General features: G+C 59.2%; 16 protein-coding genes and 1 pseudogene. 12 read left to right on the top strand and 5 right to left on the bottom strand.

Annotated features, from left to right (window positions below):
* Positions 1 to 24: 24 nt before the first annotated feature.
* Positions 25 to 1,119: an iron-sulfur cluster carrier protein ApbC gene (gene apbC / locus MHH62_RS10120; protein ID WP_339232895.1), complete on the top strand. Its 1,095-nt coding sequence runs from the start codon at positions 25 to 27 to the stop codon at positions 1,117 to 1,119.
* A gap of 522 nt (positions 1,120 to 1,641) precedes the next feature.
* On the opposite strand, the gene fdxA is transcribed toward apbC, so the two are convergent.
* From fdxA to MHH62_RS10105, 3 genes and pseudogenes are all read right to left on the bottom strand, one after another.
* Positions 1,642 to 1,965 carry a ferredoxin FdxA gene (fdxA, locus tag MHH62_RS10115; protein WP_014717148.1) on the bottom strand — a complete coding sequence of 108 codons (324 nt, stop codon included), beginning with the start codon at positions 1,963 to 1,965 and terminating at the stop codon, positions 1,642 to 1,644.
* A 142-nt stretch (positions 1,966 to 2,107) separates the two neighbouring features.
* Positions 2,108 to 4,699, bottom strand: coding sequence for a DNA mismatch repair protein MutS (mutS, locus tag MHH62_RS10110; RefSeq protein ID WP_020301168.1), 2,592 nt, complete (start codon positions 4,697 to 4,699; stop codon positions 2,108 to 2,110).
* Between the two features lie 214 nt (positions 4,700 to 4,913).
* Positions 4,914 to 5,139: pseudogene (locus MHH62_RS10105) on the bottom strand (DUF3077 domain-containing protein).
* A 428-nt stretch (positions 5,140 to 5,567) separates the two neighbouring features.
* On the opposite strand from MHH62_RS10105, the gene MHH62_RS10100 reads away from it, so the two are divergent.
* The 3 genes from MHH62_RS10100 to MHH62_RS10090 all read left to right on the top strand — a co-directional run bounded on the left by MHH62_RS10100 (position 5,568) and on the right by MHH62_RS10090 (position 10,056).
* Positions 5,568 to 8,255 (top strand): phosphoenolpyruvate carboxylase, encoded by a 2,688-nt coding sequence (locus MHH62_RS10100; RefSeq protein ID WP_339232894.1) that lies wholly within the window; start codon positions 5,568 to 5,570, stop codon positions 8,253 to 8,255.
* Between the two features lie 64 nt (positions 8,256 to 8,319).
* On the top strand, positions 8,320 to 9,375 hold the full coding sequence (locus MHH62_RS10095; RefSeq protein WP_019817702.1) for a D-isomer specific 2-hydroxyacid dehydrogenase family protein: 1,056 nt from the start codon (positions 8,320 to 8,322) through the stop codon (positions 9,373 to 9,375).
* 27 nt (positions 9,376 to 9,402) lie between these two features.
* Entirely contained in the window at positions 9,403 to 10,056 is a 654-nt protein-coding gene (locus MHH62_RS10090) for an RraA family protein (protein WP_168223721.1), read from the top strand.
* A 297-nt stretch (positions 10,057 to 10,353) separates the two neighbouring features.
* Here MHH62_RS10090 and MHH62_RS10085 read toward each other — a convergent pair whose 3' ends face one another.
* Both MHH62_RS10085 and MHH62_RS10080 read right to left on the bottom strand, forming a co-directional pair.
* Positions 10,354 to 10,725, bottom strand: a complete 372-nt coding sequence (locus MHH62_RS10085; RefSeq protein WP_014717155.1) for a hypothetical protein — start codon at positions 10,723 to 10,725, stop codon at positions 10,354 to 10,356.
* Complete coding sequence (locus tag MHH62_RS10080) at positions 10,718 to 11,206, bottom strand: type II toxin-antitoxin system antitoxin SocA domain-containing protein (protein ID WP_014717156.1); 489 nt, start codon at positions 11,204 to 11,206, stop codon at positions 10,718 to 10,720. The genes MHH62_RS10085 and MHH62_RS10080 overlap by 8 nt, the downstream gene beginning before the upstream one ends.
* 225 nt (positions 11,207 to 11,431) lie before the next feature.
* Between MHH62_RS10080 and MHH62_RS10075 the strand changes: the two genes are divergently transcribed.
* The 8 genes from MHH62_RS10075 (at position 11,432) to MHH62_RS10040 (ending at position 16,843) form a co-directional block, all read left to right on the top strand.
* Entirely contained in the window at positions 11,432 to 12,175 is a 744-nt protein-coding gene (locus tag MHH62_RS10075; protein ID WP_172832690.1) for an XRE family transcriptional regulator, read from the top strand.
* A 590-nt stretch (positions 12,176 to 12,765) separates the two neighbouring features.
* A complete protein-coding gene (locus tag MHH62_RS10070) occupies positions 12,766 to 13,104 on the top strand; it encodes a phage holin family protein (protein WP_005785384.1) in 339 nt (112 codons plus the stop codon).
* A gap of 22 nt (positions 13,105 to 13,126) precedes the next feature.
* Positions 13,127 to 13,642, top strand: a complete 516-nt coding sequence (locus tag MHH62_RS10065) for a hypothetical protein (protein ID WP_014717158.1) — start codon at positions 13,127 to 13,129, stop codon at positions 13,640 to 13,642.
* Between the two features lie 3 nt (positions 13,643 to 13,645).
* Complete coding sequence (locus tag MHH62_RS10060) at positions 13,646 to 14,257, top strand: phage baseplate assembly protein V (protein ID WP_339232893.1); 612 nt, start codon at positions 13,646 to 13,648, stop codon at positions 14,255 to 14,257.
* Between the two features lie 9 nt (positions 14,258 to 14,266).
* Positions 14,267 to 14,599 carry a phage baseplate protein gene (locus tag MHH62_RS10055; RefSeq protein WP_014717160.1) on the top strand — a complete coding sequence of 111 codons (333 nt, stop codon included), beginning with the start codon at positions 14,267 to 14,269 and terminating at the stop codon, positions 14,597 to 14,599.
* On the top strand, positions 14,596 to 15,591 hold the full coding sequence (locus MHH62_RS10050; protein ID WP_339232892.1) for a baseplate J/gp47 family protein: 996 nt from the start codon (positions 14,596 to 14,598) through the stop codon (positions 15,589 to 15,591). The genes MHH62_RS10055 and MHH62_RS10050 overlap by 4 nt, the downstream gene beginning before the upstream one ends.
* On the top strand, positions 15,588 to 16,316 hold the full coding sequence (locus MHH62_RS10045; RefSeq protein WP_102666035.1) for a phage tail protein I: 729 nt from the start codon (positions 15,588 to 15,590) through the stop codon (positions 16,314 to 16,316). Before MHH62_RS10050 ends, MHH62_RS10045 begins: the two co-directional genes overlap by 4 nt.
* Positions 16,313 to 16,843 carry a hypothetical protein gene (locus MHH62_RS10040; protein ID WP_102666034.1) on the top strand — a complete coding sequence of 177 codons (531 nt, stop codon included), beginning with the start codon at positions 16,313 to 16,315 and terminating at the stop codon, positions 16,841 to 16,843. Before MHH62_RS10045 ends, MHH62_RS10040 begins: the two co-directional genes overlap by 4 nt.
* The last annotated feature ends 24 nt before the right edge of the window (positions 16,844 to 16,867 follow it).

Raw genomic sequence — 16,867 nt, 5'->3', positions numbered from 1 at the left:
CAGTCTTTTTTTCGGGAGTAGCCCATGAGCGCCGTCAATCGCGCAGCGGTGGAAGCCGTTCTTCGCCAGTACACCGACCCCTATTTGAACCAGGACCCGGTCAGTGCCGGCTGTGTACGTGCCATCGAGGTCCAGGGCGACCAGGTGGCGGTGCAGTTGCAACTGGGTTATGCCGCGGGCCTGTTCAAAAGCGGTTGGGCGCAGATGCTGCAAATGGCTATCGAGGGCCTCGACGGTGTGGGTTCGGCCAAGGTCGACATCCAATGCGTGATCACGCCGCACAAGGCCCAGGCGCAGATCCCGGGTCTGGCCAACGTCAAGAATGTGGTGGCGGTGGCTTCCGGCAAGGGTGGCGTGGGTAAATCCACCACCGCGGCCAACCTGGCCCTGGCCTTGGCCCGGGAAGGGGCGCGCGTGGGCATTCTCGATGCCGATATCTACGGGCCGAGCCAGGGCGTGATGTTCGGCATCGCCGAAGGCACACGGCCGAAGGTCAAGGATCAGAAATGGTTTGTACCGATCGAGTCGCTGGGTGTGGAAGTGATGTCCATGGCGTTTCTCACCGATGACAACACGCCGATGGTCTGGCGCGGGCCAATGGTCTCCGGTGCGTTGCTGCAATTGGTCACACAAACAGCTTGGGGCGACCTCGACTACCTGGTGATCGACATGCCGCCAGGCACCGGCGACATTCAACTGACCCTGGCGCAGAAAGTGCCGGTGGCCGGTGCGGTGATTGTCACCACGCCTCAGGACCTGGCGCTGCTGGACGCCAGGAAAGGTGTGGAGATGTTCCGCAAGGTCAACATCCCGGTGCTGGGCGTCGTGGAAAACATGGCGGTGCACATCTGTTCCAACTGCGGGCATGCCGAGCATTTGTTCGGTGAGGGCGGGGGGGCGAAGCTCGCTACTCAGTATGGCGTCGAACTGCTGGCATCGCTGCCATTGGCGATGGAGATTCGCGAGCAGGCCGATGGTGGCAAACCTACCGTCGCGGCAGAGGCCGATGGGCAGATCGCGATGATCTATCAGGAATTGGCCCGTCACGTCGGTGCGCGGATTGTTTTGCAGGAAGCGACGGCGCCGGCAATGCCGACCATTACCGTGAGCGACGATTGATTAGGCTTTAACGGTTACGCGAAAAGCCTGACGATCCGTGGTGCTCTCAGGTTTTTCGCGAGCGAGCTCGCTCCTACAGGTGGGGCGCCAAAAGGGCTTGTTGCTACTTTGCGCAATGCAGGTGTAAGCATTCGCTTACTTTTTCGTAAGTGTTTGGTTTTTTTAGCGGTTGCGTACGTCTTGAATCGACGAAGCTATTATCTATCTTTTTGAAAAATAACGATTATTTTCATGCTGGCGAGCGGCAACGTTTGTCAGCCCGCCGTGGGGATCGCGTTGAACTTCCCTTGGAACGCTCTAACATCAGCCCTGTGTCCACGGATTGGCACAGCCATCAAGGAACGATGGTTTGAAGGAACGTCGCAGGATGCGATTCATCAGGATGATGAAAAGGAATACAGGGACTAGGGAAAAAATGTGGGCGGGTCATACCGCCCCTTTTTTTGCCTGTAGAAAAGTGAACCCAGGCACCCGAACGCAAAAAAGGCCCTCAAGGGCCTTTTTTTGTTGGGCAGTGGCGCTTTAGCGCTCTAGTTGCTCAATCTTGTTGGGCTTGCCATCCCATTCGGCGGCGTCCGGCATCGGATCTTTGCGCTCAGTGATGTTTGGCCAGATGTCTGCCAACTCGACGTTCAACTGAATGAATTGCTCCATGCCCGCAGGCACTTCGTCCTCGGAGAAAATCGCGACGGCCGGGCATTCTGGTTCACACAGGGCGCAGTCGATGCACTCATCCGGGTGGATAACCAGGAAATTCGGGCCTTCGTAGAAGCAGTCCACCGGACAGACTTCTACGCAGTCGGTGTACTTGCACTTGATGCAGTTGTCGGTGACGACGAAGGTCATTTCTAATTTTCTCCTCAGGCGGCGGCAGCGAAACCCCTTGTGGTGGGGTTCGCGAGGTTTGAGAGCGATAGTCTGCGGACCAGGCTAAAAGCCCGCAGCATCCCAAACCGCGCGAGATTCTATCAGCTTGCAAGCGTCTGCGTTATATCCGAGTCTTCAGTGCATATAACATTTCGAGCGCTTTACGCGGCGTCAAGTCATCCAGGTCAAGCTTTGCCAACTCATCCAGCACCGGATGGGGCAGGCTGGCGAACATATCGCTCTGATGCGGCGCGGCAGGTTTCTTGCTGGCCTTGGCCGGGCTGGCGACCACGGTTTCATGGGGCAGGGCCGTGGTTTCCAGGCGGCTGAGGTGTTCGCGGGCACGGGTGATCACCTCGTTCGGCACACCGGCCAACTGCGCCACGGCCAGGCCGTAGCTCTGGCTCGCAGGCCCTGGCAGCACATGGTGCAGGAACACGATGCGCTCGTTGTGCTCGGTGGCATTGAGATGCACGTTGGCCACCAGCGGCTCGCTTTCCGGCAACACCGTCAGCTCGAAGTAGTGCGTGGCGAACAGCGTGTACGCACGCAAATGCGCCAAGCGTTCGGCCGCGGCCCAAGCCAGGGACAGGCCGTCGAACGTGCTGGTGCCGCGGCCCACCTCGTCCATCAGCACCAGGCTGCGTTCGGTGGCGTTGTGCAGAATGTTGGCGGTTTCGCTCATTTCCACCATAAAGGTCGAACGGCCACCGGCCAGGTCATCGCTGGAGCCGATCCGCGTGAAAATGCGGTCCACCAGCGACAATTCGCAACTGGCTGCGGGTACGAAGCTGCCGATATGCGCCAACAGCACGATCAACGCGGTCTGGCGCATGTAGGTGGATTTACCACCCATGTTCGGACCGGTGATTACCAACATGCGGGTATCGTCGTCCAGCGACAGGTCATTGGCGACGAACGGCGTGGTCAGCACCTGCTCTACCACCGGGTGACGGCCTTGCACGATGCGCATGCACGGTTCGCTGACAAACCGTGGGCAGTTGAGGTCCAGGTTCAGCGCCCGTTCGGCGAGGTTGCTCAACACATCCAGCTCCGCCAGGGCGGCGGCGGTGTCTTGCAACGGCGCCAGGCGGCTGATCAGGTCCTCGAGCAAGGCTTCGTACAGCATCTTTTCCCGCGCCAGGGCGCGGCTTTTGGCCGACAGCGCCTTGTCTTCGAACTCTTTGAGCTCTGGGGTGATAAAACGCTCGGCGCCTTTGAGGGTCTGGCGACGTTGATAGTCGATAGGCGCAGACTCCGCCTGCTTGCTCGGCAACTCGATAAAGTAGCCATGCACGCGGTTGTAGCCGACTTTCAGGTTAGCCAGGCCGGTACGGGCTTTTTCGCGGGCTTCCAGGTCGATCAGGAACTGCCCGGCGTTTTCGCTCAGGGATTGCAGCTCATCCAGCTCGCTGTCGTAGCCGGTTTTCAATACGCCGCCGTCACGAATGATCGCCGGCGGGTTGTCGATGATGGCCTTTTCCAGCAGTGCCGCGAGGTCCGGGTACGTGCCGGCAGTCACTGCCAGCTGTTGCAGGTGCGGCGTGTCCAGTTCGGTCATCGCCACTTGCAACTGCGGCAGGGCGCTCAAGGCATCACGCAGGCGCGCCAGGTCACGGGGCCGTGCATTGCGCAAACCGATCCGTGCCAGGATACGTTCGATATCGCCGATTTCTTTCAGTTGCGGCTGCAATTTTTCAAAGCGGTAGCCGTCCAGCAGGCAGGTAATAGACGTCTGGCGTGCTTGCAGCACGGTCAAGTCCCGCAGCGGACGGTTCAGCCAACGGGTCAGCAAACGGCTGCCCATGGCGGTCTGGCAACGGTCTACCACCGATTGCAGGGTGTTATCGCGGCCACCGGCCAGGTTGGTGTCCAGTTCCAGGTTGCGACGGCTGGCGCCATCAAGCACCACGGTATCGTCCAGACGCTCATGGCGCAGGCTGCGCAAGTGCGGCAGGGCGGTACGCTGGGTTTCCTTGGCGTAGCTGAGCAGGCAGCCGGCAGCGCCGATAGCCAGGGTCAGGGTTTCGCAACCAAAGCCTTTAAGGTCCTGCACCGAGAACTGCTGGCACAGACTTTTCAGTGCCGAATCACGTTCAAAATCCCACGGTGCACGACGTTTGGTTCCCCGACGCTTCTCGGCGGGCAAGTCCTTGGGCCAATCATCCGGGATCAACAACTCCACCGGATTGATACGCTCCAGCTCCGCCAGCAGGTTTTCCCAACCCTTGATCTCCAGCACGCTGAAGTTGCCGCTGGTGATATCCAGCACCGACAGGCCGAACAGACGCTCATCGCCCAATACCGCAGCGATCAGGTTGTCGCGACGCTCATCCAGCAACGCCTCATCACTCACCGTGCCTGGGGTGATGATGCGCACCACCTGGCGTTCCACCGGCCCTTTGCTGGTGGCCGGGTCACCGATCTGCTCACAGATCACCACCGACTCGCCCAGCTTGACCAGCTTGACCAAGTAGCCTTCCAACGAGTGATAAGGAATCCCACACATCGGAATCGACTGCCCCGCCGACTGCCCGCGCGCGGTCAGGGTAATGTCCAGCAGCTTGGCGGCCTTCTTCGCGTCTTCGTAGAAGATCTCGTAGAAGTCGCCCATGCGATAGAACATCAACTGATCAGGGTGCTGGTTTTTCAGGCGCCAGTACTGCTGCATCATCGGGGTGTGGGAGGACAGGTCTGAAGTGTTTTTACTCATTGGGTAGTAGGCAAATTCGTTGAAAGTGATGGGGCAAAGGGGGCGCTTGGCCCAGCATTTTTTGCGATGGCGGCAAGGTTAACACGCGAGGTCGGGGGTTCGCAGGTCGCAAACGGATAGGTAAAAAGCAAAAGCGGTGCCGCCCCGATATCCACCACTAAAGGAGCGGCGCCGCCACAGGTTAGCGGTTGCCCGCCTTTTCTATTTTCGCGGCTTACTGGGTATTAACCGGCGAATCCAACACCTTCACCCCATCATCAACCACCGCCTTGACCATTTCCTGCAAGTCATGCGAAGCCCAGGCGTAACGGTCCGTCTCCTTGGTCATCGCCGCATCTTCTACGAGCAGCTTGGCGACGTGGAGAAGATTGGAGGTGGGGTGCAAGGCGTTTTGCAAGGAGACACCGCTGTTAATGCGTGAACCTGCTCTGGTTTTTCATAAAGCCGTGTTTATGAAGAATTGTTTAAGTTGCGCTCGCAGGTCGTGCCTTCGCGAGATCCTTCCTGGGGCGAGCGTTTTTGAGCGGGTGAATATAATTTCGAATAATCAGGGTTTTAGAAAAAACATCCGCACTAAAAAGAATCGTTGATGTGATTTTTATTAGCTTCCTATCATTTTTTCCTGGCTGTCTATTCCAAAAAGGTCTTTTGTCGAAAAATTCGGAGCATGTTTTATTGCTCACGGATGTAACAAATTGTTTCATTTTTTTGCCGTTTTTCGGTATCGACAAGGGGGCTTTCTGTCGGCGAACAGGTGAGTTCCGTTCGTTGCGACGCAGTGGGTTAAGCCTGGGACATTGATGATTTTGCGTGTGTCTGTTCGGCGCACTGCAAACAAGGGATTTGACAATTATCGAGGCTTGAACCCATGAATCATGTGATCAACTCCATACTGGAAAATGCATCAACTCGCCCCTCAATCGGCCATACCAACCCCGCGCTACTGCATGACGTCCTATGGCGAGCCCTGGAGCACGTACTCAAGGCCAACACGGATGATGCTTCCCACACCCCGCATGCCCGTGCCTGTCTCAGGATCTATGCTGAAATCGATACGCTGTCGTATCTGGACAAGGGTGATTCGAAATTGGCCGCAGCTCTGGGCAAGGCGTTCTTCGAATCGCGCTCCAGCAAAGACGTCGAGGCATTCTGGAAGTTGTTACTGATCAAGCAACTGCTGTTCGAATTGTCGGTCAGGGGTGTGGCGACCCAGATTGCTTCGCAAGCCAGTCTGCCTCGTCAGTTGCTCACGCTCGATCCGCAGTTGATTGCAGCGCCTGCGGGCGTGAATATCAGCCTGGGAGTGCTGTGCAAAGAAACCGATCAGCTCAAGCATTCCGTTGTGCTGGTCTTGCAGAAACTGGCACAGCACGTCGAGGATCGTGGCCTGAAAAAGCCTCAAGTCACTGCGCAGCTTCTGCTGGAGTTGTACAACGCCGTGTGGTCGGGCAGTAATGGCACCGATATCGAGTCACAGATTTTTTACGCCGACAGTGTGTATGACGCGTTGCCCGACGTGCATCACGCCCTGGGCCTGGCGCCGCAGGAAAAATGGCTGACTTTGTTCACCTGGTTATACGGCGACAAGGATGGCCGCCCCTATGACACCAACCAGCACACCGAAACCCTGGTGGTGGCGCTGGAAACGGCGCTGCGCAATCGCTACATCGCTGATATCGACAGTCTGATCAAGGACGGCGGCGCACGGCATCGCCTTGAAGAGATTCGTGCTCGCGTGGGCAAGGATCATCCCGAGCATTTCAAGCGTCCCGCCGAACTGATCGACGCACTGAGCAGCATCCGTTTTACCCAGCCCGCCGCCATCGACCGTCTGCTGCTGCGGGTGCATGCGTTTGGCTTTCACTATCTGGATATCGAGTTTCGTGAAAACGCCGAGATGTTCAGCTGCGTGGTCGATGAGATCCTTTCCAGCCAGTGGCTGGAAACCATCGGCCTGGGCCAGGGCCGGCACTATCACGAGCTGGATGAGCGTGCGCGTCAGGCCGCCCTTGAGGTCGCGCTGGAGGGCGGGGCGGCCCGGACGCCCGCTGCCCTGTGGCAGGAGTATTTGCAACGCACCACGCCGATTTACACGCGGAAAGTCGAGCAATATGCCGGCCAGGATTACATTGCGCTGATGGAGCAGGATGCGAGCTATATCCGCATGCACGATGCGCGCAACGCGGTGGAACGGTTTGAAATGATTGACCGTTATCGCGACCGGATGAAAATCCACGGGATCGCCGAGTACACCTCGGCCCTCAGCGCGCTGGAGGTGCTGTTCCTGATGAAAGCGGCCCAGGTACGGGACGGGATTGACATCGCTCTGCAACCTGAAGACCTGGCAGGTGCCGAGCGCACGCTGGCCACGGTGCATGAGGTGTACGAAAACCCGGTGTACCGCCAGCACCTGGCAACGCGCGGCAACCGCCAATACATCACGTTTGGCCCCAGCGACACGGGCAAGCAAGGCGGCAAGGCCATGCACAAGCTGAACATGGCGATTGCCAACCAGCACAAGTTGATCGCGGCTCGTTATGGCATCGAGGTGGTCGTCCACGTCATCATGGGCGGGGAACACGCACGGTGTAATGGGGTGATCGCCGAGACCTTGCAGGAGTTCGGCGCGCTGGAGGGCCCGGAAACCCGCTTCATGCTGGCCGGCTGCGCGGAGATGCGCGCTCATCTGCTGACCCGCAACCAGTCCGTCAACTTTCTCAGCCAGTTGTACCGTATGCACGCCGAGCCCAAGCCGCAGCCGTCCGAGGAGGTCATTGCCGACAGGGTTCAACGTTGGGGGGGCGTGGTGCGCCGCTACCAGGCGACGTTCTTCGAGCATCCGGCGCTGCCTTCCCTGCTGCGGGACCTGGCGCGATTCGATGTGGTCAGGGCCACCGCCAAAGGCACCCGGCCGCCTTCTCGTATCTTCAACATCAAGGTGTTCGAGTCGCGCCCCGATGCCATTCGTGCGATTCCCTGGACCCGCGCCTTGCTGGCCGGTGGATTGCACAGCGAACTGATCGGCGTCGGGCAGTTTGCGCAAGATCCGGCAACTTGCTTGTCCAAGGCCTTCAACGAGGATGAGAGCTTTCACACCTACGTCAAAGGCATGGCCTACGCCATTGCGCGAACCGACCTCAAATGCGCCTGGCTGACCCTGACCGGCAGCATCCCGGAAAAGGCCCACATCCAGAGGCTGGCGCAAGCCTTGAAGACCGAAGCCGTCGGTACCGCCGAACAGCTGCTGGCCAGCCTGCACCTGGAAGTGATTGAAGGTAAGCGCTTCGTGTACAAAGCCACCAACGGCACCGAGCCGGCGGATCCATGGAAAATCAAGGAAGGCAGCTTGCTCAACCTCTGGCCCAGCCTCAGGGCCGAGGTCTATCTCAAGGAAAAGAACTTGCGAATCTATCGCTTGTTTCTGCTCTACGCCAAAAGCAATCCCGCGTTCATCCAGTCGTCATCGCTGAATGATTTCTACAGCGGGTTCCTCGCGGCCGTGAGTACCGATGCAGGTTTGGTCGATCCCGCAAGCGCCCACCATTTCACCTGGTGATTAACCCCGATGCCCAGGGCAACCTGGGTATCGGCAGGCGCTACCCTCCAAGAGGATCAACTGTATGGCATTTACCACCTTGATACTGGATGCCCCCGGGCCGCCGTTACTGTTTGAGGAAGTCGATCGCTTTCTTGAACTGGGCCTGGGCGTCACCCTCAACCTGCATTATTTCGCGGACAAAGAGCGCATCCGGCAGCACTACGGCACGCGCATTCACTATGCCGAGATCAACTGCCATGACGAGCCTGGCTTTATTGCCGCCGTGAGTCAGGCCGGGGGTTACAGCGTGTTCAAGACGCGCCTGAACATCCCGTTGGGCGCTGGCCTGATCCGCGCTGCCACCTCGCCGGCGTTGGCCACGCCACTGCGCGCCATTGCCCAGGCTGGCACAGGGATCAATCATATTGATCGGCTGGCGTGCGAGCAGTGTGGCGTGGCGATCCTCAACACACCGGGCTCCAACGCGACCGCTGTTGCCGAATACGTCGTGGCCCAGGCGCTGTTTCTGTCGCGCGACCTGGATGACTACAACGCTGAAACGCACAACGGCCATTGGGCAAAAGGCTCCTTGGCACCTGCCTGCGAATACGCCGAACTGACGCTTGGGCTGGTGGGCACCGGCAGCATTGCCCGGCAGGTGGCGCGCAAGGCTGCGGCGCTGGGCATCAGGGTGATCGCCACCGGGTCCGAACGTTTTACCGAACCGGTGGCGCACAGCCTTGGGCTTGAACGGCGGGCAGGTCTTGGACAGTTACTGGCCGAGGCGAACATCGTCTCGATCCACGTACCGCTCACCCCGCAGACCCGAGGCTTGTTCGGCACCGCCGAGTTCCAGCAGATGCGCCAGGGATCAATCCTCATCAATACCGCGCGCGGCGGGATCGTCGACGAACACCGGTTGGCCGCTTTCATGCGCCAGTTTCCCAGGCATATCAAAGCCGTCGCCATCGATACCTTTGCCCTTGAAAAAGACCGCTTCGACTCGCCATTGACCACTATTGCCAATGCGCAATTGACGCCGCACATCGCTGGCAATACCACCACGGCAATCCGGACGGCGTCACGCCAGATCGTCGACAAGATCCACGCATTCAGTGCCGACGCCACCGCGCGTTAACCCACAGGACACAAGGAAGGCCACATCATGCAAACCTCTATTGTTACCCGCCTCGACGCCCTGAGTTGCACCGACCTCAGCGATGCGATGGACCGCCTGAAAATCGTTTGCCAGTGCACCGACATCATGCCTCTGGACCGGTCGTTCAACCTCACAGGCAAAGCCTGGACCCTGCGCTACGGCCCTACTGGCCTGGACGGCGGCTCGGTGGGTGACTACATCGACGACCTTGAGGCTGGCCAGGTGGTAGTGATCGACAACCAGGCGCGGCTCGACACCACCGTGTGGGGCGATTTACTGACCTCTACCGCCGCCCGTAAGCAGTTGGCCGGGACGGTGATTGACGGTATCTGCCGCGATGTCGACCGTGCGTTGGAGCTTAACTACCCGATCTTTTCCCGGGGGAACTGGATGCGCACCGGCAAGGATCGCGTGCGTGTCGAAGCGATCCAGGCGCCCGTTACGCTGGGTGGCGTGCGGGTACAACCCGATGATTGGTTGCGCGGCGACGCTGACGGCCTGGTGGTGATTCCGGCCGGCTCACTGAGCGAAGTGCTGGAGGTGGCCGAAGAAATCCACCAGGCCGAAGAACATATTCGTACGGCTATCGAGGAGGGCGTTCCTTTACGCAAAGCTCGCGCCGATTACGGCTACCACGCCTTGCAGACTCCGCGCCGCTGACTGGCCGACGACAGAAGCCGCCGCGGGTGCGGCTTCAGTTGATGCTGGTCGGGGTGGTCAATAGCACCGACCCGGTTAAGCGGGACCGGGTCTTGCGCAATACAGACGTGGCGGAAATCCGAGGTGTTGGCCGCAAGATGAAACTCCACCTCGGTGCGATTTTTGCAGCCGGTCGCTGCTGGATAAGCTCGGCAAAAACTAAAAAACCGATCAGTGCCTTGAAGATGATTAACTGACTTTTGCGTGCTCACACCTCAATGCCGAATAGAGAGAAGTCAGGGTATGAGTACGACCAGACTATTTGGATTTACGCCCACTAGCCGGAAACAACCCTCTGATCACCCCAAGAAACGCCGCAAACAAGTTGATTGAAGTCGCCGTAGTGATGGCAATCAACACATTGTCCGAGAACGGCGCTTTACCCGAGTAATACGTCGACCAGCCATTCCACACCAGCAGGACCCCCCAGAAGATCACCCCGCACGCAGCGAACCAAAACGCACGCCCCGCATATTTCTTGCGCAGTTGCCTTTCAGCCTTCTGGTCTTTGAGGTTCTGGCTTCTTTCATCGTCGGTGCCTATGGCTTGCTCGCCACCGGCTTGGGTGTCCTGGTCAGGCCCTGCCACGGGGGGCAAGGTGAGTTCCAGGTTGTCGAGTTCTTCACTCACGGATGCGGCTCTTTGGGTGAATGAGTGTGGCCATGTCTTCCCAGTCGATGGCCGAACCGTCGGCGCCCTTGAGGGCCCAGGCTGTGCCGTCCTCGTGGGAGAGGTTGGACAGTTGGGTGCCAGACCACTTGCCGTATTTGTTGATGATCCGGTCAATCAAACGATGGGTGTAGGTATCGCTCTCAGGCACTCTCGGTGTCACGAAGACAATGTCTTCAGCGTCGGGCTTCAGGTTGCTGAGCAACGCGGTCACCGGGCGATTACCGTAGGATTTTAACTCATGGTAAAGCGACGGAATGACCGGGCCATATTGCCAGCGGGCGAAGTGATCATCCATGAGGGGCTGATCCCGTTCGCGCAAATGCCAGGACTGCGTATAAAACAGCAGTTTTTGCAGCTTCATGGGCGTCAGGCCCGAAAGCTTGCCTTCCTTCGCACGTTCAATGAAGGCGTTAGCGACAGCTAGCGCTGAATAAGCCATGAGCACCTCCGTCGTTGCTGGCTACGTTGTCAAAGAGTTTTATACATAGGCCTTGAGTTGTCGACATGCAAGGTGTTGATCGGCAGCAATACCAAGCTGTCGGAATAATAGAGTGTCGATAACTGGTTGTATATACAGTGTTCTGATTCGAATTAAGTGAGATCCGGATGTTTAATGCATAAATATGCAAATTAGCATTTGCCAACCCCCCAAACTCCCGTCACTATCCGCGCTATGCAAAAACGCAACGTTTCTATCGTCTTAAGAGAGCTGCTGGACCGCGACCGGATCTCCCCCACGGAGCTTCACCGACGCACTGGCGTGCCTCAATCCACACTGTCCCGGATCCTCAGCGGCAAGATCGTTGATCCGTCGGATAAACACATCTCCCGTATCGCCGAGTATTTTCGCGTGAGCACTGATTACCTGCGCGGGCGTGCAGCAGTGGGCGCTTTGCGCGATGACGGGCGCGACCCGATGCATTCGGAACTCAAGGACATAAGCCTGTGGGACGACGACACCCCCGTCAATGATGACGAGGTGTCGATCCCCTTTCTGCGCGAGGTTGAATTGGCTGCTGGATCAGGAAGATTCGTCATCGAGGAAAGCGAAAAGGCCAGCCTGCGGTTCGGCAAGCGCAGCCTGCGGCATAACGGTGTGCAGTTCGACCAGGCCAAGTGCGTGACGGTGCGCGGCAACAGTATGTTGCCGGTGTTGCGCGACGGCGCCACGGTGGGGGTCAATGCCGGCAAGAGCGGCATTGGCGACATCGTCGATGGCGACCTGTATGCCATCAATCACAACGGCCAGTTGCGGGTTAAACAGCTCTACCGCCTGCCGTCCGGTATCCGCCTGCGCAGCTTCAATCGTGATGAACACCCCGATGAGGACTACAGCTTCCAGGATATCCAGGACGAGCAGATCAGCATCCTCGGTCATGTTTTCTGGTGGGGTATGTACGCCCGCTAACTCCCACTCGTAAGAAGAAACCCGCCCATGTGCGGGTTTTTTTTCGCCCGCAGAAAACCGGCAAACCCCAAGCCAGTAGGCCTTCTAATGCATATGCGCATTTCCGCAGCAAAAATAAATGCATTTGTGCATTGACTGTATATGCATACATGCATATTCTTCATCTCAAGCCAGCCAACAAGGCCTGGTGGAGGCGGCAAGGATGCTGCCAAGGAAGACAAGGAAGGCACGCAACATCGGCAAGGACGCCATCGAAGCGATGGCAGGGATGCCAGGCAACACCGGCAAGGATGCCGACGCTCTTTAGTTTCACCGCTTCAACAACAGGCAGCGATGAACCGGCCTTAACGGTTCAGAGGGTTGGCAACTGACCCGGGTGTGCAGCGTAAAGCACCAGAAGCAGTTATCCGGCAGACAGGGATCGTGGTCGGAAAAACATCGAGGAAAGGACCGTACCGCGCCAGTAGCGCCGAAAGTCCGAGGACATCATTACTGAAAAGCCCGGGCGACCGGGCTTTTTGGAATGCCTACCTACTCAAGCATTTGTAAATGAAAGACGGACTATCTATTGCTCAGCCAGGAGGCGTGACATGACAAATGAACAGCAAGCGTTAGCGGAAATGCCTATCTGGCTGGTGATCGTATTGGCAGTGATCGGCGGCGTATCCGGCGAGATGTGGCGGGCCGACAAGGAGGGCGCCCGCGGTTGGTCACTGATCCGCCGTCTGGCCCTGCGTTCCGGGGCGTGCATGGTTTGCGGGGTTTCCGCCCTGATGCTGTGCTACGCCGCCGGAATGTCGATCTGGACCGCCGGCGCCATTGGTTGCCTGACCGCCATGGCCGGTGCCGACGTGGCCATCGGTCTTTATGAACGGTGGGCAGCCAAGCGCATCGGGATCAACCAAGGCTCCCGCCAGGACCCGCAGTAATTGTTGCAAGGACGCTACTTAAATGACGCTTATCGAAAAGCCATCCCAACTGCCCCAGGCCATCGGCGCGGTGCTGCACGCGGCCTTCCCGGACATCAAGGTCGGTAGCCACCAGGACTTTAAGGGCGACGCCGAAAAAACCGGTGTGCAGGTCACGGTCGAAGGCAATGGCCCGGGCATTCGCTCTCGCGAAGGGCGCAAGGCTCACGTGCTGAGCATTTCACTGAGGGCCATGGTCGCCCCCGGTGCATTGCCGTTCGATGCCTGCGACCTGGCCAGCCAACTCATGGACCTGGTGTTGGATAACCGTTGGAACCTGCCCCAGACGCAGTGCGATTTGCCGGCGAATATCGTCGCCGCTCCCGCTGCGCGCACTTCCGTGGAAACGGACTACGACACCTGGACGGTTTCCTTCACGCAAACCCTCTATCTGGGGCCGGTGTTACTCGACGATCCCACAGGCCAACCGCTATTTGCCTGCACTTGGGACGTCTCCAACATCGACGACCCAACCCAATACCAGCCACTGGCGGAGTAGCCCATGTTCGACGCGCTGTTACGCATGCAATTGGGACCGATCGTCGAACGCCTGGCTGAGATGGAGTCCCAGCTTGAGGACCTCTACCGCCGCGCCGAGAGCTTCTGCCGGATCGGCATCTGCCAGCACGTCGATGCGGCCAGCAACACCTGCAAGGTCAGCCACGGTGACCTGCTCACCCCGGCGATCCGCTTTTTCAACCCCAGTGCCGGTGCACAAACCGAAACCCGCATCCCCACGGTGGGTGAGCAATGCCTGCTGCTCAACTACGGCGGGGGGGAGGGCGGTGTGCAATCCGTGGCCCTGTTCGGCCTCAACAGTGATCGCTTCCCGCCGGTCTCCAGCGTGGCAACGCTGACCCGGCGGCGCCATCAAGACGGCACCCAAAGCGACTACGACGATGCCAGCCATACCTTCAACTGGGTCAACGGCCCAACCACCGTCAGCGGCTCCCGTGAACAGGTCGACATTAAAGTCGGCGCTGCCAGCCTGACCATGAATGCCCAGAGCATCACCCTGCAAATCGGCGGTACCAGCCTGTTGCTGGATGCCGGCGGCGCGCACTTCAGCGGCCCGTTGGTGGACCATCAAGGACGCGTCATCAGCCCCCGATAAGGACACCCCATGCTCGGAATCGATAGGAACACCGGGGCGGCCGTCGACGACTGGCTGCAATTTGTGCAGCGCGCCACCCGCGCGCTGACCACCCCCATCGGAACGCGGCAAAAACGCCCGCTGTACGGCTCACTGATCCCGCAATTGCTCGGCCAGAACCTGGGCGATGACTTGCTGATCCTCGCCCAAAGCCACGCCGCCCAAGCGTTCTACAACATTCATAACGGCATTGGCGATTTTGACCCTCAGGTCATTGTCGCTACCCGCCAGGGCGCCGGCCTGCTGCTGCGGTTTGCCGGCACCTGGAAAAACCGCCAACAATCCTTCGAGGTCGTGACATGAGCATGCTGATCCCCGGCCAGAACCAACTGGCGGAACCGGCCATCATTAAGGTCGATGAGTTCGAACCGTTGCTGGCCGAATTCAAAGCGTTTGTCATCGACTACGTCGCCACTCGCGCGCCGCAAAGCGCAGCCAAACTCCAGGCCAGCCTCGACAACGAAAGCGAACTGCTGACCCTGGCCCTGGAAGCGTTTTGCGTGCGCCTGCAAACCCACGAACGCAAATACAACGCCCGCATCAAGCAGATGCTGGCGTGGTGGGCCACCGGTAGCAACCTGGATGCGCGCCTGGCCGATATGGGCCTGGAACGCCAAGTGCTCGACCCAGGCGACCCGGCCGCTTTCCCGCCGGTGCCGCCCACCTTGGAAAGCGACGACGACGCCCGCCTGCGCTACTACTTGGCACCCCACGCCCCAGCGGCGGGCTCGCGCATGCAGTATCGCCGCGAAGTGTTCACCTTGGGCGAGCGCCCAGCAGTGAAAGTACAAAGCGCGACGCCCGGTGTGGTCACGGTCACCTACACCTTCGACCCCGACGGCTACGCGGCCCAGGTCAAGGACGGCAACGCTCGCCGCACCGCACCGGGGGAAGTCATGGTCACCGTGCTTTCCAGGGAGGGCGACGGCACGCCATCTGTCGACTTGCTTGACGGTGTACGTCGACATTTCGCCCGGCCGGATGTACGGCCAGAAACCGATCTTGTCAGCGTCCAAGGCGCGCAGATTCAACCCTATAAAATTCGCGTGGTGGCCAAGATCAACGCCGGCCCGGACTCGGGGCTGACCCAAGTGGCCGCGCAGAAACTGCTGCAAGACTACGCCGAGTCCTGCCACCGTCTGGAAGGTCGGGTGGACCCCAGCTGGATCGACTACGCCATCCACAGTGCCGGGGCCGCGCAACTGCACATCCTCGAACCGCTGGCGCCGATTGTCAGCACGGCGTTCCAGGCCCCGTATTGCACGGGCGTCGAGGTGGAGGTGCGCACACTATGAGTGAACCCAAAGCGAGTTTGCTGCCCGCCAACAGCTCACCGCTGGAAAAGGCGTTGGACCTGGGCTTCGGCACATTGCTTGAGCGTGTCGCCCCGCCGTTTCCGGCGCTGATGAACCCGCTGTATACCCCTAGCGAGTTCCTGCCTTACCTGGCCGCCGACCGTGGCGTCAGCGAATGGGATGCCGAGGCCAGCGAAGCGGAAAAACGCCTGACCGTGGCCTTGTCCTGGCAGATTCAACGCCAGGCCGGCACGCCCAAGGCACTCAGTTATGCGGTGGAGTCACTTGGCTTCACGCCCAATATCAGCGCCTGGTACCAGCAACGTCCGCTCGGCGTGCCTTACACCTTCGACGTGCAGGCGATCATCGGGCGCAGTTGGTCCAGCGGTGATCACAACCGGCTGATTCGGCGTATCAATGCGGCCAAGAGTGAGCGGGATCTGGCGACGATTACCATCGTGCATGAGACCACCCAAGGCTTGCATGTCGCCGCAGCAGCAGACCCGGCACTGAGTATCGGTGACGACAGCCGACCCGGCGCCTTGCCCGAGGTGAAATTACACGGTGCCGTCTCCTTCAACAGCGCAGCCCACATACCCCTGAGTGATGGCGAGTTGCAGCTTGAAGGTGTGCTGCCTGAACTCGGGCTTGCCGCCCGACTAAACAGTGTCGGGGTTGCCCGGCACTACACCATTAACGACTACGACCTCAGGGCGCAGCCATGACAGATGAAATTACGCGCCTGGTGCGCTTCACCTCCAAGGGTTTGGATGAAGTGCTGCAGGCAAAGAACCAGGGCCTGAAAGGCGAAATCACCCACATTGGCGCCGGCACCGGCCGCTACAACCCCGACGGCACAGAAGTGGCCTTGCGTGATGAGCGCCAGCGGGTCGCCATTGTGGATTACGAGGACCTGGGTGAGCGCCAACTCAGGATGGTCGCGCTGTTTGATGGCGACGGTGAATATGAGATTGGCGAGTTCGGTTTTTACCTCGCCAGTGGGACCTTGCTGGCGGTGTATTCCGTGGCGGGGAAGTTGCTGACGTATAAAGCGGCGGCGGCGCGGGTGCTGCAGAAGTTCACGCTGGATATTTCGCCGTTGCCGGCGGATAGCGTGACGATTGTGGTGGGGAGTGAAAATTTGAATGTGTTGCTGGCGGAGGAACTCGCGATTATGGCGGCTGCTTCGGTTGGCAATATGTCCCGCCATGTAGATTTGATGTTGCGGGTTATGCACCTCGAGGCGAAGTAATCGCACTGACAAAAGTGCTGGAAA

It is taken from the genome of Pseudomonas sp. FSL L8-0168 (genome assembly GCF_037976155.1).
Classification (GTDB): Bacteria; Pseudomonadota; Gammaproteobacteria; order Pseudomonadales; family Pseudomonadaceae; genus Aquipseudomonas; species Aquipseudomonas paracarnis.
Note: the sequence above shows the minus strand (reverse complement) of the source record. Positions and strands in the feature narration are given on the sequence as shown.